The following is a 25,265-nucleotide window of genomic DNA, read 5'->3' as shown; positions in this document are numbered from 1 at the left end:
AATGCCCCCCTTCTTTTTATTATAACACGAAAAAGAGTAGCATAATGCTACTCTAAGCTAACTGAGATTGTCCCGAATATAATGATGCATAACGTCCGCCTAGTTGAATTAAATCATCATGGCTACCGCGTTCAATAATTTCACCATGTTCTAAAACAATAATCGCGTCTGCATTTCGAACTGTAGACAGACGGTGTGCAATCACAAAGGTTGTACGTCCTTCCATAATTGAATCCATCCCTTTTTCAACCATACGTTCAGTACGGGTATCGATGGAGGATGTAGCCTCATCAAGGATAAGAATTTCAGGATTGGCTACCGCAGCACGTGCAATATTCAGTAATTGCATCTGACCTTGCGATAAATCATCCCCATCCCCACCAAGAACCGTTTGATAGCCATGTTTAAGTTGACGTATAAAATGATCCGCATTCGCAAGCTTTGCAGCTTCAATACATGCCTCATCACTTGCATCAAGATTACCATAACGAATGTTTTCCATAACGGTACCACTAAACAAATGCGTATCTTGAAGTACCATCGCAATATGTTTTCGTAAACTGTAACGATTAATGGTATCCAAAGGTTTTTCATCAATTAAGATGGTACCTGCATCAATATCGTAGAATCGAGATATTAGGTTTGTGATAGTCGTTTTCCCTGCACCTGTAGATCCTACGAAAGCAATTTTTTGTCCCGGTTTCGCCCAAAACGAAACATCTTTTAAGACTGGAACACTTGGATTATATCCGAATGTTACATTTTCAAAACGCACTGACCCTACAACATCTTCAAGAATTAAATCCGTTTCATTTTCAGACTCTAAACTCCAGTCCAGCAGTTCAAAGATTCGTTCAGCTGAAGCGATTGCAGACTGAAGTGTTGTGAATTGACTCGAGATTTCATTAATTGGTTTTCCTTGAGTCCGTGTCATATTTACATAAGCACCCAAGTCTCCAATACTTAATCCATGATTAATTGCAAGGTATCCCCCAACAATCCCAATAACCGCATAACTTATTGTATTCACATTTTGCATCAACGGGTACATCATAATTGAGGTAATCTGAGCACTTTGAGAATTCTTTCGGTAGTCTTGATTTAGCACTTGGAAATCTTTCTCAGCTTCTGCTTCATGATTAAAAAGTTGCATAACCATTTGGCCTTCCATGGATTCTTCAATGTAACCATTGAGGGTTCCAAGGGAACGTTGTTGGCGTTTAGAATAAATGCGACTTCGTTTTACGATTGCATTTGCCATAATTGAAAGGAGTGGCAAAATAATCAGAGTCACTAGGGATAGCGTAGGACTTAAGATAAACATAACCACGATTGTCCCTAACAACGTGAAGATATTAATAACAATTGAAGCAGCAGCGGAGTTTAACCCTTCCCCCACAAGATCAATATCATTGGTAAAACGACTCATTAAATCCCCGTGAGCATTTTGATCGTGATACTTAACATCCATCTTCAACACATGATCAAACATGTCTTTGCGAATTGTTTCAACAGTACGTTGTGATATCTTCACCATCATACGGTTTGAGAAAAGCATCGCTAATACTTCAAGCGCGAAGATAATTGCAAGAAAGACAAGTTTACTAAAGAGCTGTTGGAACATCAAATCTCTTGAAATCGATCCATTTAATCCATTTTCAATAATTTTGATTAATGGAGAGATAGAATACGATCCATAAAGCCCACCCAAGGTGGAGACAATCGATGCGATGATTACCATAATTAGTAAGATCTTATTTTGTCCTAAATATCCTAACAGGCGTTTCAGTGTTTTTTGTTGGTTTCGTGGTTTATGACCAATGACAACTTTACGTTCACTCATCTTATTCATCCCCCTTTCTTTGTTGGCTTTCATAGATTTCTTGGTAGACATTACAGGACTCAAGCAATGTAGTGTGTGTTCCTTGCCCGACAATCTTACCCTCATCCATAACTAAAATCATATCACTGTCTGAAACAGAACTAATTTTTTGCGCAATACTTATAACCGTAACATCTTCATAAAGACTTTGAACGGATTCTTTAACCCGTTGTTCTGTAGCAGCATCCAAGGCACTGGTACTATCATCTAAAACAAGAATTTTAGGTTCCACAACCAATGCTCGAGCAATACACATTCGCTGACGTTGACCACCTGATAAATTGGTACCACCTTGTTGGATCGGTGCTTTAAAACCTTCTTCTTGTTCCATGATAAAATCATAGATTGAAGCAGCTTTGGTAGCACGGATAAGATCTTCTTGACTTGCATTTGGATTTCCAAGTTTCAGATTGGACTCAATGGTTCCCGTAAAGAGCACATTTTTTTGGGGAACAAATCCAAATTGACTGCGTAACGATTTTAAGTCAAGCGTACGGATGTCTTTTCCATCAAGGTAAATTGTTCCTTCAGTAACATCAATTAAACGTACCATCAGATTAATCAAAGTCGATTTACCGGAACCTGTAGAACCGATAATCCCAACATGTTCACCGGGTTTAATAGCAAAATTAATGTTTGTGAGAATATCATTTGCATCCTCATAATAACGGAATGAAACATTATCAAAATGTATATCACCACGCGGATTTTCAGGAAGTGTATCCAGTATTGCCGCATTGGTAATATCTGGTTCAGTTTCCAACACTTCTTTCAAACGAATGACGGATGCTTTCGATCGTGAAATCATCATTAAGACGTTTGTAATCATCATCATCGAGAACATCGTGAAACGAAGATAGTTTATAAAGACGAGTAAATCTCCAATATTGATTAAATGTTGATCAACAATGAGGAAACTTGAAATCCATACGATAAACAGTGTCGCAAAATGAATCGCACCCATTAGTGCAGGATTCATAACAACCATTAAATTCATTGCGCTGACGGAAGCATCAAACAACTCGCCGTTTTCATCTTGAAATTTATGGGATTCTTCATCCTCACGTACAAAAGATTTAATAACTCGAATGTTCATGAGGGATTCTTGCACCTTACGGTTCATCTTATCCACTTTATCTTGCAACTTGACAAATCGTGGAAATCCTTCTTTAATTACATAAAGCAGGACGAGTGATAAAACCACAACTGCTCCCAACATTACAATGGACAGATCAGGACTAATCATATAGGTCATGACAACTGTACTGATTAGAAATACTGGTGCACGCACTAATAAGCGTAAGCACATCATTATGGTTCGTTGTAGAAAGTTAATATCATTTGTCAAACGGGTTACTAAAGAAGCCGTTTGAAATTGAGACATATTCTTTAATGAAAATGTTTGGACACGTTTAAAGATGTCTCGACGTAAATTTAAGGCGAAATTGTTGGATGCTTGCGATGGGAAAACCAAACCAAGCATTGCGATGACTGCCCCTAGCAAGGCAAGTCCAACCATTTTTAGGCCAACATTAAGGATTACTGTAAAATCTTGATTCGCAATCCCTACATCGATAATTTGCGCCATCAATTGAATTTGATACAATTCGATGAAGGCTACACTACCGACAAAAATTATTCCCAATAATGCGATTGGGATCTCAGGTTTAAAATATTTAAAGAACGTTTTCATTTGTCTCTCTTGCCTCCAATCCTTTAATCATTTCTGTAAGTAATTCTTCTAACTGCAGTTGTTGTTCCGGACTTAAGTTCAGGAACATTGAGTTATTTATGGAATCGAAGTTTTTCTTCAACTCAACAATCGTTGCTTCCCCTTTTTCAGTCAGGTATAGCTGACGACAACGTTTATCATCTTCCGGTATTTCCCGGCGAATAAAATCACCTTGTTCAAGACGTTTAAGAGCCACAGATACTGTTTCCTTTGTAACCACAAGTGTTTCTGCTAACTCTCTTTGTGTCAAACCAGGATTTCGATACAGTTCAAACAAAAAACGTGGTTGTCCTATATAGAGCCCTAAAGTATCTAAATAGGTTTGGACAACACTTCTGTGTTTTCGTTCTAATGCGCGATAAAGTTGTGATAAAACAGATTCCATAAGCTTCTCCTTTAGTTAAACGACTAACTAATTATATCAAAAAAGAAAAAGACACTGTGATAAATAAATGAAAGCCGTCCTGAGACGGCTTCCTTAGTGTCTTTAGCCAATGAAGATCAGCCATAAAAGTCCATAGATTAATCCTAATACTAGGAGTAGTGCTGGTAAAAGTGTCACGATTGCGGCAATAATCATCGCCGTCGTATCATTTTTCTCAAACTCAACATCTTTAAACTTTTCTTGAATTTCTTCTTCAGTTAGTAATTTTCTTTTTTTTCGTTTATTCAACATAATTATTTCTTTAAATTACACGCAACGTAATGGTTCTCACCAACACTATGCCAATCAACATCCGCAATCGCGTTTGTTTTAAAGTTATAGAAGTCATAAACATCATTTTCTGAAGAATAGAGATCTGCTTCAACTTCTTTACGATCTTTACGTCCACTGATATCCGTTTTTAAGAATGCGTTTAATAAGCGTTTCGTATATGGATGTTTCGCATCTGTAAAGATCGCTTTGATTGGTGCCGCTTCAACAATCTTACCACCATACATAACAATAACATCATCTGCCATTTGGCTGATAACACCGAGATCATGAGTAATAAAGAGAATTGATGTGTTGTAATCTGTTTTGAGATCATTCATTAATTTTAGAATCTCTGCTTGAATAATAACATCAAGAGCCGTTGTAGGCTCATCAGCGATTAAAAGCTTAGGATTACATGCAAGCGCCATCGCAATCATAACACGTTGACTCATCCCACCTGATAATTGGTGAGGATAGTTTTTTAGAACTTTCTCTGGACGAGGAATTTTAACGGATGCAAGCATTTCTAGTGCGCGTTGACTCGCTTCTTGCTTTGTCATACCTTGGTGAAGCATTAATACTTCACTAATTTGACGTTCAACCGTAAATACTGGGTTTAAACTTGTCATTGGTTCTTGGAAAATCATTGAAATATCATTTCCGCGAATTTTACGTAATTGTTCTTCAGTATAATCCGATAGAACTTCACCGTTAAAAATAATCTCACCTTCATAGATACGTTGGTTTGATTCAAACAATTGTAAAATCGACATTGCTGTCTGACTCTTTCCACTTCCTGATTCACCAACAATACCCAATGTGCGTCCTTCATCTACAGAGAAAGAAACACCATTAACAGCTTTTACCAAGCCACGTTTTGTATCAAAGTAGGTATGTAGGTTTTTAATTTCTAATAAAGCCATGCTTACATACCTCCTTTCTTGTTCTTTGCTTCGGCATTAAGCAGACGACATGCTACAAAGTGATCTGGTGCCACTTCATACCAATCTTTATCGGCTTCACCCGTTTCTTCAAATGTGAAATCAAAAATGCCATTTGGAACAACTTTAAGAAGTTCCGCAATCTCTGCTTCATCTTTTTCCATTCGAGGAATCGCTGCAAGCAATTGTTTGGTGTATGGATGTTGCGGATTACTGAAGATTTCTTCAGCAGGTGCAAGTTCAACCAAGTTACCAAAATACATAACTCCAATACGGTCACTGATATAACGTACTACACCTAAGTCATGTGTAATGAATAGGTATGTTAAGTTGTGCTCATCTTTAAGATCTTGAAGTAAGTTAATAACTTGAGACTGGATGGATACATCCAACGCACTAACCGCTTCATCACAAACGATAAACTTAGGACGAAGTGCTAATGCACGTGCAATCCCGATACGTTGACGTTGTCCACCTGAAAATTGGTGAGGATAACGATGTATAAATTCCTTCTGAAGTCCACATTTTTCCATTATATCAATAATGTATTCATTATATTCGTCACTGTTTGCATCCTTGAAGAGTTTATGAGCAATCAGCCCTTCTCCAATAATGTTTCCTACGGTAAAACGAGGATCAAGTGATGAATATGGATCTTGGAAAATAATTTGTAAATCCTTACGTAAGAAACGCATCTCTTGTTTGTTTAATGATGATAAATCGATACCATCATCAAGTAAAGATTCATATTCTTCAAAATTATCATGTGAAGATAATTTTGCCTTCATTTCGTTAATAACCACATTAACGTCATCAAGCTCTTTTTGAGCTGCTGCTAATTTTTCTTTTAAACTTGATACATTACCATTTGCTTTTTTATCATGCATGGTATTGCGTAATGTTTCCATTTCAAGTTCTTTATGTAACTTCGCAACTGCACTCCCTTTTTGATATTTTGAAAGAAGCAATTTACTTACTTCATTGAGATTATCATGAACGAGAAGTCCACCTGCAAGACGGAAAATATTACCGTATGTTGTTTCATATGCAATCTTTAAAAGACGCAATGATTCATTAAGTTCAATAAATTCTTCGCCTGATGTTCCTTCAATTTTTGATTCAAGGTCCTTAATCGCTTTGTATTCTGTATCATGTTTACCAAATACCTTTGGTATTGATTTATATACTCCGCGTACGTACTCAGGCATCATTTCTTCAATTGTTTCACCATAATAAAGTGATACTCCACCTGTTTGCTCGTACAATTGAATTAATGTACGACCAAACGTGGATTTACCACAACCTGATTCTCCAACAAGTCCTAATGTTTCACCTTCAAAAATTTCAATTGAGATATCTTTGTTGGCTTTTACATATTCTTGTTTACGTTGGAAAACACTGGATTTTTTTATTGGGAAATATTTTTGTAAGTGTTCAACCTTTATGAGAACGCGATTATCTTTATTTTCCATTATATAATCCCATCCTTACTTTGTAATTTACTGTATTTTTCATTTTATCTACCATCCCCTACTTCTGGTTCGACTTCGGATCCATTGCATCACGAAGTGCATCTCCCATTAAGTTTACAGACAAGGCTGTGAACATAACGCAGAGTGCTGGTAGAAGCCATTGCCACCAGTAATTTTCAATAACTGTTGTATTCGCAACACCATTGAGCATATTACCCCATGATGGTGAAGGTGGCTTAACACCAAATCCTAAATATGATAATCCAGCTTCTGTAAGCAAGCTTGATGCATATCCAAGTGTCATATTAACAATAATAAAGTTAAACACACTTGGTAAGATATGGCGAATAATAATTGTTTTTTCTTTTAGCCCTAACGCACGTGCGGCAAGAACAAAGTCTTTTTCACGTTCGGCAAGGATTTGTCCACGCACAAGACGTGCAACACCCGGCCAAGAGATTACCCCTAAAATAACCATAATCATAGCGAGTCGTTGTGACTGTGTTGTCGATGAAGGCAACAAGGCCGATAAAGTAATAGCAAGCGGTAAGAATGGGAATGCACTAATAACCTCAGCGATACGCATGAGTAAGTTATCAACCCAACCACCATAGAAACCTGCAATTAAACCAACGAGAACCCCAATTACAGTAGAAATGATCATTGAAATCGCACCAACTGTTAGTGAGATGCGTCCACCATAAAGTAAACGTTCTCCAATTGAACGACCCATATCGTCAGTACCTAATACAAATCCTTTATTTCCCCAACCTTTAATTTGGTTGTCTTCACTAACTGCAAAGGATTGGAAGTGATCTGAGAAAATTTGTTTGTTTTTAACGTTTGTTACTGATGATGGAACATCCGTTAAATTAAATTTACCTTCACCCCAAGCATAAACACTTCCAGATTCTGTAAGTGCATTAAATGATGATAATGTTGATGCAATTTGAACTACTTTACCATCAAGTTCTGGAACGCTTTGATATTTACCTTGTGCTCCCCATGTATGAACATTACCATCAGCATCTAAAGCGATTGCTGAAGTCTTAGTAAGTTCTACTTGAGTAACTTTTACAGAACCATCTGTTAATTCTGTCGGAATGGCACCTACTTCAGTACCACCTTGACCAAACGCAACCAATGATCCGTCATCAAGTAAAGCGATGATATTGAATTGTCCAATTGCGATGTCTTTAACACGCCCTTGGATACTTTTCGGAATATTATCGAGGTTGTTTTCAAGAACACTACCCCATGTATAGATTTTTCCTGTATCAGTAACAATCGCAGTAAATCGTTTTCCTGCTGCTACTTTAACAATGTTATCACTACCAAGTTCTTCCATGACATCAAATGGTAGTTCTGTTTGAGAGAATGTATTTTCACCTACACCAATAAATTGATTGTTTTCGGTGACTGCAACAACAAATTTATCTCCAGACGCGAGTGACTTAATTTTACTATTCTTAGTTTTTTCAACGATTTGATCTACTTTAAATTTCTTATCCGGGCGTTGTCCCCAAAAATGTACTTTTCCTGCATCATCTAAAGCAACGGAGTATGAAGTACCACTACTAATTGTATCAATGTTTTTACCTTGTATTTCCTTGGGAATATTCAAATACTTTGTCCCAGGTGCTAAGTTATTTAATACTGTTTCATGTTCGTATGAATTATACGGTCTAAATGATGTAGTACCAAATACAACTACAAATATTAATACGAATGCTACAAGTCCTGTAACACCTAATTTATTTTCAAAAAAGTTTCTCGCAATTTGTTTTGATGGGCTAATTACCACATCATCAGCGATTAAATCTTCAAGTTCTTCGCGTCGTTGCCCACCGCTCTTAAACAGATTAGCAAACATCGATTTGATACTTGACCAAAATGAATTTTTCTTATTGTTGTCCATATCAAAACCCCTAATCTAATTTAACACGTGGGTCAACCATCGCGTATCCAATATCCATAACAATGTTTGAAACGAGTGATAGGATCGCATAGAACATGTTCATTGCTAATACAAGCATGAGATCACGACTACCAACTCCTTGAATCAAGACGTTTCCAATCCCGTTCCACGAGAATATCTGTTCAGTAATTGCGGCACCCCCAAATATACCAGCAATCGAACCTGCAAGAACCGTTACAACTGGAATTAGAGCATTTCTAAACGCATGCGAATAGACAATGACTTTTCCAGATAACCCTTTAGCACGTGCAGTACGAATATAGTCACTGTTTAACACTTCAATCATTGCATTTCGGACATAACGAATTGTCGATGCAAATGAACCAATAGTTAATGTGATAATCGGTAAGGCTGCATAACGGAACCATTGACCCACATATGCAATCCCTGTAGTTCCAGCAAGTGGCATCCCACCTGTAGGGAAGATGCTTAATTTAATTGCAAAGAAGTAAATTAACAAGATCGAGATTAACAATGTTGGCATTGACATTCCGACAAGTGAAAAGACTTGCCAAAACTTATCAAATTTTCCACCACGATTCACGGCTGATTTAATACCTACAATAATTGAGATAACAAACGCAATTGTTGTAGAAATTATATTAAGAAATACTGTATTTTTTAGTGGTGTTGCAATAACCTCTTTTACGGGTTTGTTTTTAGATGTTGAAATTCCTAAATCACCCGAAAGTGTGTTTTTTACCCAGCGAACATATTGTTCTGGGAGTGGCTTGTTATGACCGATGCGCTCTGCAGCTTCATCATAAGCCCTTTGGTATTGTACTGGATCTTTAATCGCTGGGTTAATCATTCCTATTACGGGATCACCAGGCATCATTTTCACTAATGAAAATAGCATGATTGAAATGATGATCACAACAGGAATCAACGACATAATCCGTTTTATCATATACTTAAACATCGTTTTTCTCCTTTTAACACGACTATAAGAAGTGCCGATTGACACTTCTTATAGTACTTACATTCAATTATAACTCAAATTATCCTTCGATTGAGATATATTCTATAGTTTTTGACCAGTCCATCTCTGGTGTTACTTTTTCTAAACCTTTAACACGGTTTGACGCGATATCATGGTATAGATTTGAGTAGAGAGGAATTTGGAACAAGAGATCATTCCAAAGTTGGAAGTATTCTACAACTGCTTCTGAATAAGCTTCACGGTTTCCTGGTTCAATACGACGTACCTTTTCAATAGCTGCATCAAGTTCTGGATCTGAAATATCACTCCAGTTTAAACCTGTACCAACATATTTTGAATGGTTTTGCCATGGATCGTATAGTGATGTGAATGATGTTGCAAGGTTAAATGCATTAAAGTCATTCTCTTCACGTCCTTGCATGTATGCACCTAATGTAGCAAATTCTCCTTGCTCAATGTAGTATTCCATACCAGCTTTTTCCGCTGCAGGAACTAATTGAGAAACAATTAAATCTGTTACTGAGTTCTTTTCAGAACCAAAGTGTTTAACAACAAGTTTATTTCCATCTGCATCGTAACGAGCATAATCTTTACTTGCTTTACTTGCATCAAATGGTGTTACACCATCTTTTTCGAATTTGTAGATTGATTGATCTAGTAATTCGTTTGCTTTAGTAATGTTGTAAGTATAGTCAATAAGTGAACTTTCGATCTTGTCCTTGTTATCTTTATAAAACCATTGTGATAGTCCGAATGGTCCGTTAACTACAGAACCGTATCCACCAGCAATTTTTTGAACAAATTCGTTACGGTTTAACATGTAACCAATTGATTGACGTACTTCTTTATATTGAGTAGGTCCTTTGTTTGCTTTTAATGTGATGTTACCAAATCCATTACGTGGATAGTTAACTGTTTGTAATTCAAGTTCTTTTGCTTTATTGATGTATTCACCTTCGATGTTACCTGGTGATAAATCAACTTCACCTTTTTCGATCGCTTGTACTGTAACGTTTGAGTCAACTTGACGGATTACAACTTTTTCAACTTCAGGTTTTTTACCTTCGTAGTTTCCTGCATATTGATCATTTTTAACAAGAATTGTTGTACCATTTTCATAGCTTTCTAACTTATACGCACCGACTACTACAGTTGGTTTGTATCGTTCAGTTGTTGAAACATATTCAACAGCTGCTTGAATTTCTTCAGGTGTGTTGTCGAATGCATTTCCTTCAGCATTTAATTTAGCATCCTTAAACCAAACATGCATTGGTTCAGGTGAGATATCAGCTTTACTTGCTTCAAAGTAGTAAGGCAAGTTTGCTTTATCAATTGTTAATGAGAATGTGTTGTCATCGATTAATTTAACCCCTTCGAAAACTTTTGATTCCCCTGTACTATATGCGTTGTATCCTAATAGTTCATCTCCGGTACTTTCCATTGATGCAACTTTCATCCAAGCTGGATGTGTACGGAACAACATTGACATAACGTAATCTTTTGCTGTGATCTCTGTTCCGTCAGAGTATTTGTTGCCACCTTTGATTTTGAAGGTATAAGTTTTATTTCCTTCGCTATCTGCTTTTACTTCGTGACTTTCTACGAAGTTAGGGTTTGGCTTGATCTCTGAAGTATCGCGATCAATATAGAAAACGCTTGCACCAATGTGCATTAAGTTAGTTGCCCATCGGTCATAGGCATTTGATCCGAACCCTTCCACAAAGTCACCATTTTGTGAAGCAGGGGCCGCAACCGTTAATGTACTGGATGAACCTTGTGATCCACAACCAGTAAGAACCAATAACGCTGCAACGAATGCAATCATTAATTTTTTCATGGTAATTCTCCTCCTTTTGTTGTCAAACATTGATACAGATAAGTGATACTGTATGAATGTATTATATAGGATACAGAAAATTTGTCAATTGATTTTTCAGTATATTATCAATTTTATGAAAATAAATCATAAAAGATATGAAACAATTTACATTTAGCATATTTAAGCAAATAAACCACTAATTAGTGGGTTTAAAGATACAGATTGTATGTTGGATGAAAACATCGTATGAAAATAAATCTATAAATATCACAAGAAATCCATAGAACTCGTTGATTTGGCAAGTATTCTTGAAACAACTTTCAGAAATTTATGCAAGATAATACAAAATTATCATGGTTTAAATGAAATAAATAAAAAAAAGGATGCTTTCGCATCCTTATTATATAGATTAAATATGAATTGGCAATCCGAGTGAAATTTCAGATGCATCCATAACTGTTTCTGATAGTGTTGGGTGAGCATGGATTGTTAATGAAAGATCTTCAACATTCATGCGTGCTTCAACAGCTAATCCGATTTCAGCAATAATATCACTTGCTCCAACACCGGCTACTTGTCCACCAAGTAGTAATCCTGTGTCTTTTTCTGATACAAGTCTTACAAATCCTTCACCTGCATTAAGTGAAAGTGCACGACCGTTTGCACCAAATGGGAATTTTGATACTTTAACTGTTAATCCTTGGTCTTTTGCTTCTTTTTCAGTTAATCCAACAGTTGCTAGTTCAGGGTCTGTGAAACATACCGCTGGAATCGCAACATAGTCGATTTCTGAAGGTTGGCCTGAGATTGCTTCAGCAGCAACTTTTGCTTCGTATGAAGCTTTGTGTGCTAATGCTAAACCTGGAGTAACATCACCAATTGCAAAAATATGTTTTTGGCTTGTGCGTCCTTGTTTATCTACAGTGATAAGACCACGTTCGTTTGTCTCAACACCGGCTACTTGTAAACCAAGATCATCCGTGTTAGGACGACGTCCAACAGTAACCATAACGTAATCTGCTTCGATTGTTGCTGGTTTGCCATCTACTTCATAAGTAACGACAACACCATCTTTTGTTTCTTTAGCATCTTTAGCCATAGCGTTGTTTACGATTGTAACGTCTTTTTTCTTAAATTCGTTTTCAACAAGTTTAATCATGTCTTTATCGAATTGAGGTAAGATTGAAGGTGCACCTTCAAGGATTGTAATTTCTGATCCTAGGTTAGCATAAACACCTGCTAATTCTGAACCAATGTATCCTCCACCGATAACAACAAGTTTCTTAGGAATTTCTTTTAAGTTTAATCCACCTGTTGAGTCAATGATGCGTTTTCCAAATTTGAAACCTTTGATTTCAATTGGACGGCTACCTGTTGCAATTACACAGTGTTTGAATGTATATGATTGAGCTGACTCATCATTTACAACACGTAATTGATGTGTGTCATTAAAGAATGCTGTACCACGAATGATTTCAACTTTATTTTTCTTTAATAACATTGCAATTCCAGATGTAAGTTTATTAACAACTTGCTCATCTTTCCATGCTTGTGTTTTTGTGAAGTCAATTTTAACATTTTCAGCTGTAACACCGAATGTTTCTGAATTCATTGATTCTTGGTATCGATGACCTGCATTAATTAACGCTTTTGATGGAATACATCCAACGTTAAGGCAAACGCCACCAATATTGTCTTTTTCAATAATTGCTACTTTTTGGCCTAATTGAGCTGCACGAATTGCTGCAACATATCCACCAGGACCTGAACCAATAACAATTGTATCTAATTCAAGAGCTAAATCTCCTACTACCATGTACTATTCCACCTTCCAATTAAGATTCCATTAATAGAAGCTCAGGATTGTTTAACAATCTCTTGAGTTCGTTCATGGCATTTTGTGCTAGGGCACCATCGATAATACGGTGGTCGAAGCTTAATGATAATGCTAACATATTTCCAACGCCGATTGTTCCATCTGCTAGAACAACTGGTTTCTTATCAATACGTCCTACACCTAAGATCGCTACTTCTGGGTAGTTGATGATCGGTGTAAACCAGAGTCCACGTGCTGATCCAATATTACTAATTGTAATTGAACCATCGCGCATATCTGCTCCAGCTAATGTATTATCATTTGCTGCGGCTGCCAATGTTGAGATTTCTTTAGCTACTGTAAAGATACCTTTTGAATCAGCATTTTTGATATTTGGAACATATAAACCGTGAGGTGTATCTGCTGCAAAACCGATGTTAATGAAGTTTTTGTAAACAATTTCTTGTGTTGAATCATCAACACTTGAATTTAAGATTGGATATTTACGTACTACTGCAGTTAATGCCTTAACAATATAAGGTAAGAATGTTAATTTAACATCTTGTGCTGCTGCAATTTCTTTAAATTTCTTACGGTGATTTACAAGTTCTGTAACATCAACTTCGTCAAATAATGTAACGTGTGGTGCTGTTGCTTTACTTGTAACCATAGCTTTTGAAATTGCTTTACGAGTTGGAGTCATTTTTTCACGTGTAGTAGATCCTGTAACAACAACTGGAGCTGGTTTTGCTGCTGGTTTTGCTACTGGTGCTGCTTCAACGGATGTCGTTGCTTCAACTACTGGTGCTTCAACTACTGGTGCAGTTGCGCCGCCTGCGATAAATGCTTCAACATCTGATTTACGGATATGACCGTGTTTACCTGTTGCTGTAACAAGTGTTAAATCAATGTTATTTTCGCGAGCAAATTGACGAACAGATGGCATTGCGAGAACGCGTCCTGCAATTTTATTCTGTGCGAAAGTTTCGCCGTTTCCTGAAGCTTGTTGGCTTGCTGCTGCAACAGGTGCTGCTTGGGCAGGAGCTGCTGCTGGAGCATGTCCTTCTGCCGCAAACTCAACAAGTGGTTGTCCAACTGTTGCCACTGTACCGGCTTCGATCATGATATTCATGACTTTACCTGATACTGGGGATGGAATTTCTTGAACAAGTTTATCGTTTTGAACTTCTAATAGTGGTGCATCTTCTTTAATGTCATCACCAACTTTTACGAACCATTGTACAATTTCACCTTCAGCGATACCTTCACCAACATCTGGCATATTGAATACAAATGATCCTGCAGCTGCTGCGGGTGCAGGTGCTGCTGTTTCTTCTTTAGCAGGTGCAGATGCAACTGCGCCTTCTGCTACGATTTCTACGAGATCGTCACCAACTGTTGCTACAGTTCCTGGTGCGACCATAATTTTTGTAATTGTTCCTGCTACTGGGGATGGAATTTCTTGAACAAGTTTATCGTTTTGAACTTCTAATAGAGGTTCATCTTCTTTAATTGTGTCGCCTTCTTTAACGAACCAACTAACGATTTCTCCTTCAGCAATTCCTTCACCTACGTCAGGCATTTTAAATATAAATGACATTATGCACTTCGCCTCCTAAATTAATCAAAGTTAACAATTTCACGTACTTTATTTGTGATGTCTTCTTCGTTTGGTAACCAATCGTTTTCAGCTAAACCAAATGGGAAAATTGTATCTGGTGCTGCAACACGACCTACAGGTGCTTTTAATGTAAGAATTGCGCGTTCTGCGATTTCTGACATAACATGAGCCCCTACTCCGGCTTGACGTTGTGCTTCTTGTACAACAACTAAACGTCCTGTTTTCGTTACAGATTCAATAATTGTATCTAAATCAATTGGTGAAACTGTACGTAAGTCGATTACTTCTGCAGAAATTCCTTCTGCTGCTAATGTTTCAACAGCTTTAATGGATTCACGAACCATTGCTCCATAAGTAATAATTGTTACATCATTACCTTCTTTTACAACATTTGCTTTTCCTAATGGTACTGTATAGTATCCTTCTGGAACTTCATCACGGAATGAACGGTATAATTTCATGTGTTCTAAGAAAACAACTGGATCGTTATCTTCAATAGAAGCTAAAAGTAAACCTTTTGCATCATATGGATTTGATGGAATAACCACTTTAATTCCAGGTGATTGTGCCATTAAACCTTCTAAGTTATCTGAATGGAGTTCAGGGGTATGAACACCACCACCAAATGGTGAGCGAATTGTAATTGGCATGTTACGTGTATTTCCTAAACGGTAACGTGTACGTGCCATTTGTGCTACAACTGAGTCCATAACTTCGAATACAAATCCGAAGAATTGGATTTCAGGAATTGGACGGTATTTTTCTAATGCCAATCCGATTGCTAATCCACCAATACCTGATTCAGCTAATGGTGTATCAAATACGCGGTCTTCACCGTGTTTTTCTTGAAGTCCGTCAGTTGCACGGAATACTCCACCGTTTTTCCCAACGTCTTCACCGAAAATCAATGTATTTTCGTCACGTTCAAGGGCAATATCAAGCGCTTCAGTAATGGCTTGAATCATTGTTAGTTGTGCCATTATTTGTTACCCTCCTTGTTTTCAAAATATTCAATTTGTTCTGCAATTGTGTTTGTTGGTTCTTCGAACATATTTTTTAAGAAGTCAGAAACTTTTTGTTTTGGTTGTGAATCAGCAAGTTTAACTGCTTCTTTGATTTCATCATCAATTTGAGCGATTAATTCAACTTCTTTTTCTTCGTCCCAAAGACCTTTTTCTGTTAAGAAATTACGCATTCTGATCAATGGATCTTTTTTATCCCATTCATCAAAACTTGCTTGAGTTCTGTATCGTTTTGGATCATCACCTGAAAGTGAGTGAGGACCGAAACGTGATGTTAATGTTTCGATTAACACTGGACCATTTCCTTCGATTGCCCAATCACGTGCTGCTTTTGTTGCAACATAGACTGCTAGGGGATCCATACCGTCTACTTGAACACCAGGGATACCTGCAGCTGCTGCTTTTTGAGCAAGTGTAGGTGCTGCTGTTTGGACGTGACGTGGTGTTGAAATCGCATATCCATTATTTTGAATAAAGAACACTACAGGTGCTTTAAATGCTCCTGCGTAGTTAAGACCTTCATAAGTATCACCTTGTGATGATCCACCGTCTCCTGTATATGTGAATGCTACTTGAGCTTTTCCACGTTTTTTAAGTGCAATTCCAGCTCCTGCAGCTTGAATAATTTGTGCACCGATAATAATTTGTGGAGGCATTGCATTGAAATCTTCAGGGTAGTTATTTCCTTCAACATGACCACGGCTCCATAAGAATGCCTTATGTAGTGGTAATCCGTGTTTTACTAATTGAGGAATATCACGATATCCTGGGAACAAAATATCCCCCTTATTAAATGCAAAGTGGCTCGCCATTTGACTTGCTTCTTGTCCTGCAGTAGGAGCAAAGAATCCAAGACGTCCTTGACGTGCTAATGTAGTTGAACGGTCGTTTAATGCTCGTGACCATAACATAGTTTCAAAGAGTTCTACTAACTCCTCATCTTTTAAGTCTGGTAACATTTCTTTGTTAACAACTTTTCCAGTTTCATCAAGAATCTGGAATGTTGGGTAAAGCTTTTCAACATTTTTAAGTTGAGCAGCGAAATCCAACGCTTTATCTTTCTTAACTTGTGCCATTGAAATTTCCATTTCCCTTCTATATCTTGCTTAGGTCATTAAGTGGTAATGCCTAATTACAGTTTAAATGTAACACGTAAGCGCATTTCATTCAACGATATTGCTACTTTCGAGCAAAATTCATATTGTTGTTTGAAACTAATCAAACATCAACTCTAATAATTCCTCTTTTGTGATAATACCAAAGTATTTTCGTAAATCCATTTCTGAAAGTACGGCATCGACATCACTTTGTTTAAAACGCGTTCCTTGGAGGCGTCCTTCAACATCCGCAACATCTTCTAAACCTAGGTAATCTCCAATAAAACGAACGTTATCGATGTGGCCTTCGCTTACATCCATCAAGACCTCAACGCGTCCGCCTGCAAATCGCTTACTGTTCTTTAGGTTAAACTCAGGTGAAGCACCGTAAATCCAATCCCATGTGCCAAATCGATTGATTGCTTCATATTCGATTTTCGCAATTTCTTCAGGTGCGAGAATAATTTCCGCATCTTGCCCCTTATTTGATAAAAAGTATTGTAACTCATCCCAGAAGGTTTTAAGATCTGTCCCTTCAGGTAAATGTTCCTTAATATTGGTTACACGTGATCGCACTGATTTTACACCTTTTGATGTAATTTTATCAGGATCAACGTTTAACGCTTGAACCATATCTTCAATATTAACATCAAACAACAACGTACCATGGTGCATTAACTTTCCATTGGCCATTCGTTGCGCATTTCCTGAAATCTTAAGGCCATCAATTAAAATGTCGTTACGTCCCGATGCCTCAGCATTGATACCCATACTTGCAAGTGCATCAATAATTGGTTGAACATACTTCTTATAATTGACTTTTCCTGGGTCATCCACATTAATCACAAATGTAAAATTAAGATTTCCAAAATCATGATATACTGCGCCACCGCCTGAAACACGACGGGCAACCTTGATTTTGTTATCATCAATAAATTTCTGATTAATTTCTTCCACGGTATTTTGATTTTTACCAATAATTACCGCTGGCTCATTTTGCCATAGAAAGAAAAAATCCTCCTCACAATTGATGTGCTTCATTGCATATTCATCAAGTGCTAAATTAAAATAAGGATTTGTTGATGGATTTTTTAAGTATCTCATACTTGTTACCTCACTCTCTATCTCCCACATCCACTTTCATTTTAAAGACCATTGCGATATAATTCAACTAAAGTGAATTTATATTTCACATTCACTTCGTTATCGTTTTGACAACTAAAAAGGAGATTAAATTATGGAATTCACATTACAAACACCCGCAATGATTTTTCCGGCAATTTCGCTGCTTATGCTTGCTTATACAAATCGCTTTGTCGTGCTTGCTGGACTCATTCGTGACCTCTACGAAAAACATCAAGATTCCCCGAATAAACAGATTCTCGCACAAATTATAAACCTTCAAAAACGCATGAAATATATAAAGTCCATGCAAGTTCTCGGAGCAATGAGTTTTATTGGAGCTGTGCTCAGTATGCTCCTAACCCTTTTTGCACAATATAACGAAGCAATGGTTACTTTTTCTCACATCATATTTGCGCTCAGTTTAGTGCTTCTTGTTATTTCTTTAGTTTATCTACTTAAAGAACTTTCAATATCGATTGAAGCCCTTACCATTCAGCTACAAGATATTAGAAATAAAAATGAAAACAATTAGCACTTATGTGCTTTTTTTATGAATTGTAATCAAGGAGTTATTATGAAAACAACAATTTATCTTATTCGCCATGGAAAAACTTTATGGAATCAAGAACATCGAATGCAAGGTTCTAAAAATTCACCTTTAACGGCTGAAGGAAAAGAACAAGCAATGCTTCTTCAAAAACGTTTAGAATCAATAGACTTTGATGAAGTCATCGTAAGTACCAGTGAACGAGCACAAGAAACTGCAGCACTTGTATTTCCACAAACACCAATTCGATTAGAACCAGGCATTCGAGAGATTGAAATGGGCGTTTGGGAAGGGCAACTACATCAAGATGTTAAAAAACAGCATCCTGATCAATGGTATGCATTTTTTAATGATCCCCTTCATTACACACCTGTTGGTCCCGGTGAACGATTTGAAGATGTTCACAATCGCATCGCTCCCGTGGTCAAAAACCTGACGACTCAATATGTTGGCAAGACGATCGCACTTGTATCCCACAGAATCACACTTAAAGTATTGACGAATTTTTTTATAAACCATGACTTAACGTCCATTATTAATCAAGAAGATTTTGATTCAACAAGTCTCACTAAAATCATCATTGATGAAGACGGAACTCATTTAATTTACCGTAATGATACATCGCATTACCAATAAAAAAAATCTCCCGCAGGAGATTTTTTAATGCATTAAACGATTCTCATCATTAACCAGAGTGATAAATTCTTTAACTGCATCAAAGATCATCTTTAATTCATCAGGATCCATATTTTCAATATCACTGGAAATAAAATACTCGACAATTGGTAAGACATCCCCTTCTTCCATCGATTCTTTAAAAGCGGAAACGAATAGAACTATGCGTTCAGCAACCTCTTGGTTCATAATTTTTGTTTCGATTTCTAGTTTGACTTCTTCAAAATTATCTTCAATTTCAAAAAGATTTATCGGACGAAACGGCGGTATGACAATTTGAATACTGGAATCGTAAGGATTACGATTTACGATAATAACTTGTGATTCATGTCCTTGTTTCATAGAGTATCATCCTTTCTTTCATATTCTAACATACTTATATGTACATTGCATTTGCCTTAATACCAAGCGTATAATGATGAAAAGGAGTAACACTATGAAAAGAATCGATAAACTAACAAATCTAATGCAGGAATCACAGCTGATTATCTCAGATAAAATGATGATTTTTTACTATACTGGCCATCGTTTTGACGTTGGTGAACGCATGATTGCACTTTTGGTCGGAAAAGACCATGAACCCATCTTGTTTTTAAACAAACTTTTTGAAGCACCCAAAGATATAAAAACTATTGTTTATGAAGATGGTGATGATACGACATCACTCATTGAAAACTATCTCACACATAAACATATCGCAGTTGATGGAAATTGGGCTTCTCGCTTTTTAATCCCGTTCATTAATAAAGGATACAAGGTTGTTAATGGTTCCACTTACCTCGAACAAATCCGTACGCTTAAAGATGAACTAGAGCTCGCTACACTCATTGAAGCATCCCATCATAATGATCGCATTATGCTCGAAATGGAATCTTTGCTTAAAGTTGGTATGACTGAAATTGAACTCGCTGAAATTGTTCGCGAAAAGCAAAGTACACCACCGTTAACGGGGGTAAGTTTTGAACCCATCGTACTGTTTACTGAAAACATTGCAGATCCCCACGGTGTTCCATCAAGTCGCACCTTACGCGAAGACGATGTAGTACTGATTGACATGGGTGGCATATATCAAGACTATTGTTCCGATATGACACGATGCTTCTTTATGGGCGAAAACCCTGAGATGGAACATCTCTATAAAATCGTACTAGCCGCAAATAAAGCGGGTATTGATGCAGTAAAGCCAGGGTCACGTTTGTCGGATGTTGATAAAGCAACCCGCGCTGTTATTGAAGCAGCTGGATATGGTCCTTACTTTGTACATCGTACAGGACATGGAATTGGTATTGAGTGTCATGAAAACCTCGATGTTTCTTCCAAAAACGATCGAATCATTGAACCCGGAATGTGTTTTTCAATCGAGCCGGGAATCTATATTCCTGGTAAAGGTGGCATCCGAATTGAAGACCTTGTACACGTTACAAAGGATGGTGTCTTTGTAATGAATCAATGTAAAAAAGAGTTTACCGATATTAAAAAGTGAAACACTTGTGAAATGAACTCGTATTAATTTACATCTGTATCTTTAGAAGGTATGATGTATATGCAGTCATAAGATTGTAATGCTTTACATCCCCTCAAAGCATTTGGCAGCCAATGGCTGCCTTTTTTTAAATAAAAAAAAGCTGGTCGTTAAAGGACCAGCTTTTTAATTTATCCAAATACAGCATTAACAATCTGTTCAGTGGCATTACCGCCATAGGTGACATGATTTTCTTTCATCACTTTTGTCTTTGCAACTTGTTCTTCATAGTCCATCGATTTAATGTGCTCAATGAGATGTGTTTCATCTCGAATGATACCGCTTGGAATCACTGTCTCTAAGTCAATATAGAATCCACGTTTTTCAGCATACGCTTCATAATCATAACCAAAACAGATTACAGGTCTTTCAAGAACACAATAATCAAAGATAATACTTGAGTAATCTGAGATAAGCATATCTGAAATCATCATCAAGTCATTAACACGAGGATACATCGTTCCATCAAAGAAGAAATCATCAAAGGTAACACCCATCAATTCGTTGGTATAAGGGTGGGTTCTTAAAATCACAACATACTCATCGCCCAAAGCTTTTTTCCAAACATCACAATCAATCGGTGGCTTGATTTGATAACTCTTACCAAAATCTTCACTATCACGCCATGTCGGTGCGTATAGAATCACTTTCTTATCTTCTGGAATGTTCAAGTTTTTCTTAATTTCAATGACTTTATTAGGATCCACATGATACAACTCATCATTACGTGGAAGACCTGTAGGAATCATTGACTCTGGACGCGCATTAAAGTCACGATAATAAATCGGTCTTTCATTTTCTGCACTATAACAAATATAATCTGTGTCAGACCAATCAAAATCAGTACGTCCTGCTACGGCATTTCCCATTTCATTAATTGCAACGCCATGCCATGTATTAAGAAAGACCGTCTTTTTCTTTTTAAAATGCAAACCTCGTTCAATATTAACACTGGTAATCCAATATTGTGCTTTCAAAGCAGTCTTGAAATATTGCCACGTATCCGCTTTAACAAGTTCTGCCCCTTCAATTGTTTGCGTAACATCATCAACAGCCCACACAAAGCGATACTGAGCATATTTGGGGTCTTTTTTCATATATTCATAGATTGCACGAGGACTATCATTATATCCGCGTGAATTAGCGGAAATTAAGATTAAATTTTCTTCAGTGCGAATAAATAAACCGACGAATCGGAAAATCATCGAAAGCGTCTTTGTAAATACAATCAACAATATTTTATTGTGCTTTAATATATAATCAAGTTTTTTCTTCATTCATAACCTCCTTGAAAGGCTTTATATACACGGGGTATTATACTATAAAATACAGACAATTCCTATTACCTTTGGAATAAAGAAAAGGTGCATCATACACCTTCCTTTATTAGATTAATTCGATTGTTTTAATGATTTGAGGTTCTGTTGGCTTATCGTTACGATCACGTTTAACATGCACGATCTCATCAACAACATCAAGTCCATCCACAAGTTTACCAAAACTTGCATATTGACCATCTAAATGCGGTGCATCTTCAGCCATGATAAAGAATTGACTTCCAGCACTGTTTGGATCCATCGCACGTGCCATTGATAAAACACCTTTACTGTGTACTAAATCATTTTTAAAACCGTTTGAAGTAAATTCGCCTTCGATTTCATAACCCGGACCACCCATTCCAGTTCCATTAGGGCATCCACCTTGAATCATAAATCCAGGAATTACACGGTGAAAAATCAAACCATCATAAAACTTATCTTCAATCAACTTCACAAAGTTTGCGACTGTTTTAGGCGCAATGTCTTCATAAAGTTCTGCTGTCATGGTTTTACCATTATTCATTGTAATTTTAATTGTTTGTGTCATAAAAATACCTCCGTGACAATCATAGCAAAAGTGCTATACTTTTACTAGGAGGAATTCTTGAAAGCATAAGGCGAATTAATCTATTCCAACATCAAGAGTCCAAAACCTAAAAATTTTATTTATAAGGATTAATATCATCAATCCTTACAGAGCGTTTGCGTTACTTTTCTTAGACCATGGTATAATTGAGATAAAGGAGCACATTATGTCACATAAGTATCGTATGATTAGTACTATAATAGAAGATCGTATTATGGATGGTATCTATCCATCTAATACAAAAATCCCTACAGAAGAAGCGTTGATGCAGGAATTTAATGTGAGTCGAAATACCATTCGAAAAGCCATTGCCCTCCTGTCACGACAAGGTTATATTATTTCCGTTCAAGGGAGTGGTATGTTTGTTCGTGATGTGGACCACATTAATGCGATAAACTTAGAAAACTTTCACGGTTTATCTTCAAATCATAAAAAGAATCGTATTGAAACGAAAATCTTGGATTTTCAAGAGATTAGCGCCGATCGTGAGATTGCCATCGAGATGAATTGCGAAGTGGGTACCCAATTGTATTTTGTGAATCGGCTACGAATTGTGGATGGAAACCGGTGGGTTGTCGAATATTCATATTTCAATCGTAATTTAATTCCCTATCTCAATCGAGAAATCATTGAAAGTTCTATATATTCCTATATTCAAGAAGGTCTTAGACAAGAAGTTGGCTATATTGACCGCCTAATCGAAGCATGTTCTTTAGATGATATTAATGCTGAGTTACTTGGACTTCATCAAGGCGACCCTGCTTTAAAGACGACCAGTAAAGCCATGCTTAAAAACGGAGAAATTTTCGATTATTCAATTGACTACCATCATTATAAATATGCACGATTCTTAAAATTATCCAGTCCAATTTAAAAGGGAGCTATGCTCCCTTTTCTGTTTCTATCATGAATTTAATCTGTTGAAGACGACCTTTAAGCTGTTTTCGAACTTTTTGTTTTACAAAAGGAAGGCGATACACCATTTCACCTTTACTCTTTTCATCATACGATGATATAAAGGTTCCATCTTTGTCCTCAAAAAATTCATAATGCGTTGTTACGTTTTCTTTAGGGTTTTCCGATATAAAAGCAAAATGTTTATAGCGATCATGAATGATAACACGTTGCTTCAATTCAATTTCCCGTCCATTCATAGTTTTAACCTTTGCCTTCATTTCGCGATGAAGCATTTTTTTAGGACTGCACTTGAAGAGTTTTGCGAATTCAAGTTCGAATCGATCCCAGGCTTCTTCTAAAGGAGCCTCAATAAAAACTGTTTCTTTAAGCATACACTACCTCACTTTATTCTATTATAACTGAAAAAAAGATAAGTCATAGACTTATCTTTTGTAGTTTTGTAAGGATTCAAGCACATCCGCATCGCATCGTTTACAGAATTCAGTAATGAGAGCAACTGTGTCTGCGTAATCTTTACGATGAATAATTCCTAAATGCGAGTGAATATAACGTGCAGGGATTGAAAGGGTTAACGTAATAACACCATCATGAACTTTATGGATTTCTCCGGAATCCGTTCCCCCAGCAGCTAAGATTTCAAATTGTGTATCAATGTTCATTTCTTCTGCTAAATCTTGAAGGTAGTAAAGAAGTCCTTTATGACCAATTACAGAGCCATCCATTACTTCTAAAGTGGCACCAACACCCATTTTAATACGGTTGTCTTCACCTGGTGTATCTGTTGCGATGGTGACATCAACAGCAAAAGCAATATCAGGGTTAATTGTTTGTGCAGCAGTACGAGCTCCACGTAATCCCACTTCTTCTTGTACTGTACCAACTGAATAAATGTGTGATGCTGTTTGAACATCTTTAAGCTGTCTCATAACATCCACAACAATTGCAGCACCGATACGGTCATCCCATGCTTTTGACATTAAGAAGTTAGGATTTGCGAGAACATGAAAATCTGACTTTGGCGTTACAGTATCCCCAACTTGGATTCCTAATAATTCAACTTCATCTTTTGATGCGACACCCAGATCAACAAACACTTCTGTAATATCCATAACTTTGTTACGAACTGCAGGAGTCATACCATGAGGTGCTTTTGATCCCGTAACACCAACATACATCTTTCCATCACGTGTTTGAATTGTGACTGGTTGTGATAATAACACATGTGGCCACCATCCACCAACAGGATGAATTCGTAAGAAACCATTATCATCAATGCTTCGAACAAGGAAACCAACTTCATCAATGTGACCCGCTAACATAATTTTAGGTCCATTTTCAGCACCTTTTTTATGAGCAATAATCGATCCAAGATTGTCAAAGCAGATGTCATCTGCACTTTCTTCAACCCATGATTTAAAAACATTTGCAACATCTTTTTCATGACCTGAGATACCATTTGTAAGCGTAAAATCAGCAAGCATTTCTAAGTTTACATCACCATATGCTTCTTCAAGCGTAATATTTTTCTTCATATCATTCTCCTATTTCTAGAC

The 25,265-nt window shown here is 36.9% G+C and carries 23 protein-coding genes; 4 read left to right on the top strand and 19 right to left on the bottom strand.

The annotated features are described in order from the left end of the window. Positions 1-52: 52 nt before the first annotated feature. From EL194_RS05720 to EL194_RS05655, 14 genes are all read right to left on the bottom strand, one after another. Positions 53-1,843 (bottom strand): ABC transporter ATP-binding protein, encoded by a 1,791-nt coding sequence (locus tag EL194_RS05720; protein WP_013852674.1) that lies wholly within the window; start codon positions 1,841-1,843, stop codon positions 53-55. Position 1,844: 1 nt separating this feature from the next. After that, on the bottom strand, positions 1,845-3,575 hold the full coding sequence (locus EL194_RS05715; protein ID WP_003773031.1) for an ABC transporter ATP-binding protein: 1,731 nt from the start codon (positions 3,573-3,575) through the stop codon (positions 1,845-1,847). Beyond that, positions 3,559-3,999 (bottom strand): MarR family winged helix-turn-helix transcriptional regulator, encoded by a 441-nt coding sequence (locus EL194_RS05710; RefSeq protein WP_003773030.1) that lies wholly within the window; start codon positions 3,997-3,999, stop codon positions 3,559-3,561. Before EL194_RS05710 ends, EL194_RS05715 begins: the two co-directional genes overlap by 17 nt. Positions 4,000-4,101: 102 nt before the next feature. Beyond that, positions 4,102-4,290, bottom strand: coding sequence for a hypothetical protein (locus tag EL194_RS05705; RefSeq protein ID WP_003773029.1), 189 nt, complete (start codon positions 4,288-4,290; stop codon positions 4,102-4,104). A 2-nt stretch (positions 4,291-4,292) separates the two neighbouring features. Then, positions 4,293-5,234 carry an ABC transporter ATP-binding protein gene (locus EL194_RS05700; protein ID WP_003773028.1) on the bottom strand — a complete coding sequence of 314 codons (942 nt, stop codon included), beginning with the start codon at positions 5,232-5,234 and terminating at the stop codon, positions 4,293-4,295. 2 nt (positions 5,235-5,236) lie between these two features. Beyond that, entirely contained in the window at positions 5,237-6,724 is a 1,488-nt protein-coding gene (locus EL194_RS08700; protein WP_003773027.1) for an oligopeptide/dipeptide ABC transporter ATP-binding protein, read from the bottom strand. A 58-nt stretch (positions 6,725-6,782) separates the two neighbouring features. Then, positions 6,783-8,642 carry an ABC transporter permease subunit gene (locus EL194_RS05690; RefSeq protein WP_003773026.1) on the bottom strand — a complete coding sequence of 620 codons (1,860 nt, stop codon included), beginning with the start codon at positions 8,640-8,642 and terminating at the stop codon, positions 6,783-6,785. Positions 8,643-8,652: 10 nt separating this feature from the next. Continuing rightward, positions 8,653-9,624, bottom strand: coding sequence for an ABC transporter permease (locus tag EL194_RS05685; RefSeq protein WP_003773025.1), 972 nt, complete (start codon positions 9,622-9,624; stop codon positions 8,653-8,655). 79 nt (positions 9,625-9,703) lie between these two features. Next, positions 9,704-11,482: an ABC transporter substrate-binding protein gene (locus EL194_RS05680; RefSeq protein WP_013852673.1), complete on the bottom strand. Its 1,779-nt coding sequence runs from the start codon at positions 11,480-11,482 to the stop codon at positions 9,704-9,706. Positions 11,483-11,873: 391 nt separating this feature from the next. Further along, positions 11,874-13,280, bottom strand: a complete 1,407-nt coding sequence (gene lpdA / locus EL194_RS05675) for a dihydrolipoyl dehydrogenase (protein WP_003773023.1) — start codon at positions 13,278-13,280, stop codon at positions 11,874-11,876. 19 nt (positions 13,281-13,299) lie between these two features. Next, a complete protein-coding gene (locus EL194_RS05670; protein ID WP_003773021.1) occupies positions 13,300-14,880 on the bottom strand; it encodes a 2-oxo acid dehydrogenase subunit E2 in 1,581 nt (526 codons plus the stop codon). Positions 14,881-14,900: 20 nt separating this feature from the next. Continuing rightward, positions 14,901-15,881, bottom strand: a complete 981-nt coding sequence (locus EL194_RS05665; protein ID WP_003773020.1) for an alpha-ketoacid dehydrogenase subunit beta — start codon at positions 15,879-15,881, stop codon at positions 14,901-14,903. Beyond that, entirely contained in the window at positions 15,881-17,011 is a 1,131-nt protein-coding gene (gene pdhA / locus EL194_RS05660; RefSeq protein ID WP_003773019.1) for a pyruvate dehydrogenase (acetyl-transferring) E1 component subunit alpha, read from the bottom strand. Before pdhA ends, EL194_RS05665 begins: the two co-directional genes overlap by 1 nt. Positions 17,012-17,137: 126 nt before the next feature. Further along, a complete protein-coding gene (locus EL194_RS05655) occupies positions 17,138-18,124 on the bottom strand; it encodes a lipoate--protein ligase (RefSeq protein WP_013852671.1) in 987 nt (328 codons plus the stop codon). A gap of 133 nt (positions 18,125-18,257) precedes the next feature. On the opposite strand from EL194_RS05655, the gene EL194_RS05650 reads away from it, so the two are divergent. After that, positions 18,258-18,677, top strand: a complete 420-nt coding sequence (locus EL194_RS05650; RefSeq protein WP_003773017.1) for a DUF2721 domain-containing protein — start codon at positions 18,258-18,260, stop codon at positions 18,675-18,677. A gap of 42 nt (positions 18,678-18,719) precedes the next feature. Next, positions 18,720-19,328 (top strand): histidine phosphatase family protein, encoded by a 609-nt coding sequence (locus EL194_RS05645; protein ID WP_013852670.1) that lies wholly within the window; start codon positions 18,720-18,722, stop codon positions 19,326-19,328. A 24-nt stretch (positions 19,329-19,352) separates the two neighbouring features. Here the strand turns inward: EL194_RS05645 and EL194_RS05640 are convergent, their stop codons facing one another. Continuing rightward, positions 19,353-19,709: a hypothetical protein gene (locus EL194_RS05640; RefSeq protein ID WP_003773015.1), complete on the bottom strand. Its 357-nt coding sequence runs from the start codon at positions 19,707-19,709 to the stop codon at positions 19,353-19,355. A 94-nt stretch (positions 19,710-19,803) separates the two neighbouring features. Here EL194_RS05640 and EL194_RS05635 point away from each other — a divergent pair, with 94 nt between their 5' ends. After that, positions 19,804-20,850 (top strand): M24 family metallopeptidase, encoded by a 1,047-nt coding sequence (locus EL194_RS05635; protein ID WP_034886470.1) that lies wholly within the window; start codon positions 19,804-19,806, stop codon positions 20,848-20,850. A gap of 170 nt (positions 20,851-21,020) precedes the next feature. Here the strand turns inward: EL194_RS05635 and EL194_RS05630 are convergent, their stop codons facing one another. Both EL194_RS05630 and EL194_RS05625 read right to left on the bottom strand, forming a co-directional pair. Further along, positions 21,021-22,166: a CDP-glycerol--glycerophosphate glycerophosphotransferase gene (locus EL194_RS05630; protein ID WP_003773012.1), complete on the bottom strand. Its 1,146-nt coding sequence runs from the start codon at positions 22,164-22,166 to the stop codon at positions 21,021-21,023. A 109-nt stretch (positions 22,167-22,275) separates the two neighbouring features. Next, positions 22,276-22,755 (bottom strand): peptidylprolyl isomerase, encoded by a 480-nt coding sequence (locus tag EL194_RS05625; protein ID WP_003773011.1) that lies wholly within the window; start codon positions 22,753-22,755, stop codon positions 22,276-22,278. A gap of 205 nt (positions 22,756-22,960) precedes the next feature. On the opposite strand from EL194_RS05625, the gene EL194_RS05620 reads away from it, so the two are divergent. Beyond that, complete coding sequence (locus EL194_RS05620; RefSeq protein WP_003773010.1) at positions 22,961-23,668, top strand: GntR family transcriptional regulator; 708 nt, start codon at positions 22,961-22,963, stop codon at positions 23,666-23,668. Positions 23,669-23,675: 7 nt separating this feature from the next. On the opposite strand, the gene EL194_RS05615 is transcribed toward EL194_RS05620, so the two are convergent. Further along, positions 23,676-24,083, bottom strand: coding sequence for an SRPBCC family protein (locus EL194_RS05615; RefSeq protein WP_003773009.1), 408 nt, complete (start codon positions 24,081-24,083; stop codon positions 23,676-23,678). A 51-nt stretch (positions 24,084-24,134) separates the two neighbouring features. Beyond that, positions 24,135-25,244 (bottom strand): M42 family metallopeptidase, encoded by a 1,110-nt coding sequence (locus EL194_RS05610; RefSeq protein ID WP_003773008.1) that lies wholly within the window; start codon positions 25,242-25,244, stop codon positions 24,135-24,137. Between the last annotated feature and the right edge of the window lie 21 nt (positions 25,245-25,265).

Source organism: Erysipelothrix rhusiopathiae, from assembly GCF_900637845.1.
Taxonomy (GTDB): domain Bacteria; phylum Bacillota_I; class Bacilli_A; order Erysipelotrichales; family Erysipelotrichaceae; genus Erysipelothrix; species Erysipelothrix rhusiopathiae.
Note: the sequence above shows the minus strand (reverse complement) of the source record. Positions and strands in the feature narration are given on the sequence as shown.

Bases quoted from the DNA above. Each gene is read 5' to 3' on its own strand.
- EL194_RS05685 (WP_003773025.1), bottom strand. From the start codon at position 9,624: ATGTTTAAGTATATGATAAAACGGATTATGTCGTTGATTCCTGTTGTG.
- EL194_RS05720 (WP_013852674.1), bottom strand. From the start codon at position 1,843: ATGAGTGAACGTAAAGTTGTCATTGGTCATAAACCACGAAACCAACAA.
- pdhA (WP_003773019.1), bottom strand. From the start codon at position 17,011: ATGGAAATTTCAATGGCACAAGTTAAGAAAGATAAAGCGTTGGATTTC.
- lpdA (WP_003773023.1), bottom strand. From the start codon at position 13,280: ATGGTAGTAGGAGATTTAGCTCTTGAATTAGATACAATTGTTATTGGT.
- EL194_RS05630 (WP_003773012.1), bottom strand. From the start codon at position 22,166: ATGAAGAAAAAACTTGATTATATATTAAAGCACAATAAAATATTGTTG.
- EL194_RS05615 (WP_003773009.1), bottom strand. From the start codon at position 24,083: ATGCTTAAAGAAACAGTTTTTATTGAGGCTCCTTTAGAAGAAGCCTGG.
- EL194_RS05690 (WP_003773026.1), bottom strand. From the start codon at position 8,642: ATGGACAACAATAAGAAAAATTCATTTTGGTCAAGTATCAAATCGATG.
- EL194_RS05640 (WP_003773015.1), bottom strand. From the start codon at position 19,709: ATGAAACAAGGACATGAATCACAAGTTATTATCGTAAATCGTAATCCT.
- EL194_RS05645 (WP_013852670.1), top strand. From the start codon at position 18,720: ATGAAAACAACAATTTATCTTATTCGCCATGGAAAAACTTTATGGAAT.
- EL194_RS08700 (WP_003773027.1), bottom strand. From the start codon at position 6,724: ATGGAAAATAAAGATAATCGCGTTCTCATAAAGGTTGAACACTTACAA.
- EL194_RS05710 (WP_003773030.1), bottom strand. From the start codon at position 3,999: ATGGAATCTGTTTTATCACAACTTTATCGCGCATTAGAACGAAAACAC.
- EL194_RS05650 (WP_003773017.1), top strand. From the start codon at position 18,258: ATGGAATTCACATTACAAACACCCGCAATGATTTTTCCGGCAATTTCG.
- EL194_RS05635 (WP_034886470.1), top strand. From the start codon at position 19,804: ATGAAAAGAATCGATAAACTAACAAATCTAATGCAGGAATCACAGCTG.
- EL194_RS05705 (WP_003773029.1), bottom strand. From the start codon at position 4,290: ATGTTGAATAAACGAAAAAAAAGAAAATTACTAACTGAAGAAGAAATT.
- EL194_RS05620 (WP_003773010.1), top strand. From the start codon at position 22,961: ATGTCACATAAGTATCGTATGATTAGTACTATAATAGAAGATCGTATT.
- EL194_RS05655 (WP_013852671.1), bottom strand. From the start codon at position 18,124: ATGAGATACTTAAAAAATCCATCAACAAATCCTTATTTTAATTTAGCA.
- EL194_RS05680 (WP_013852673.1), bottom strand. From the start codon at position 11,482: ATGAAAAAATTAATGATTGCATTCGTTGCAGCGTTATTGGTTCTTACT.
- EL194_RS05665 (WP_003773020.1), bottom strand. From the start codon at position 15,881: ATGGCACAACTAACAATGATTCAAGCCATTACTGAAGCGCTTGATATT.
- EL194_RS05670 (WP_003773021.1), bottom strand. From the start codon at position 14,880: ATGTCATTTATATTTAAAATGCCTGACGTAGGTGAAGGAATTGCTGAA.
- EL194_RS05625 (WP_003773011.1), bottom strand. From the start codon at position 22,755: ATGACACAAACAATTAAAATTACAATGAATAATGGTAAAACCATGACA.
- EL194_RS05610 (WP_003773008.1), bottom strand. From the start codon at position 25,244: ATGAAGAAAAATATTACGCTTGAAGAAGCATATGGTGATGTAAACTTA.
- EL194_RS05715 (WP_003773031.1), bottom strand. From the start codon at position 3,575: ATGAAAACGTTCTTTAAATATTTTAAACCTGAGATCCCAATCGCATTA.
- EL194_RS05700 (WP_003773028.1), bottom strand. From the start codon at position 5,234: ATGGCTTTATTAGAAATTAAAAACCTACATACCTACTTTGATACAAAA.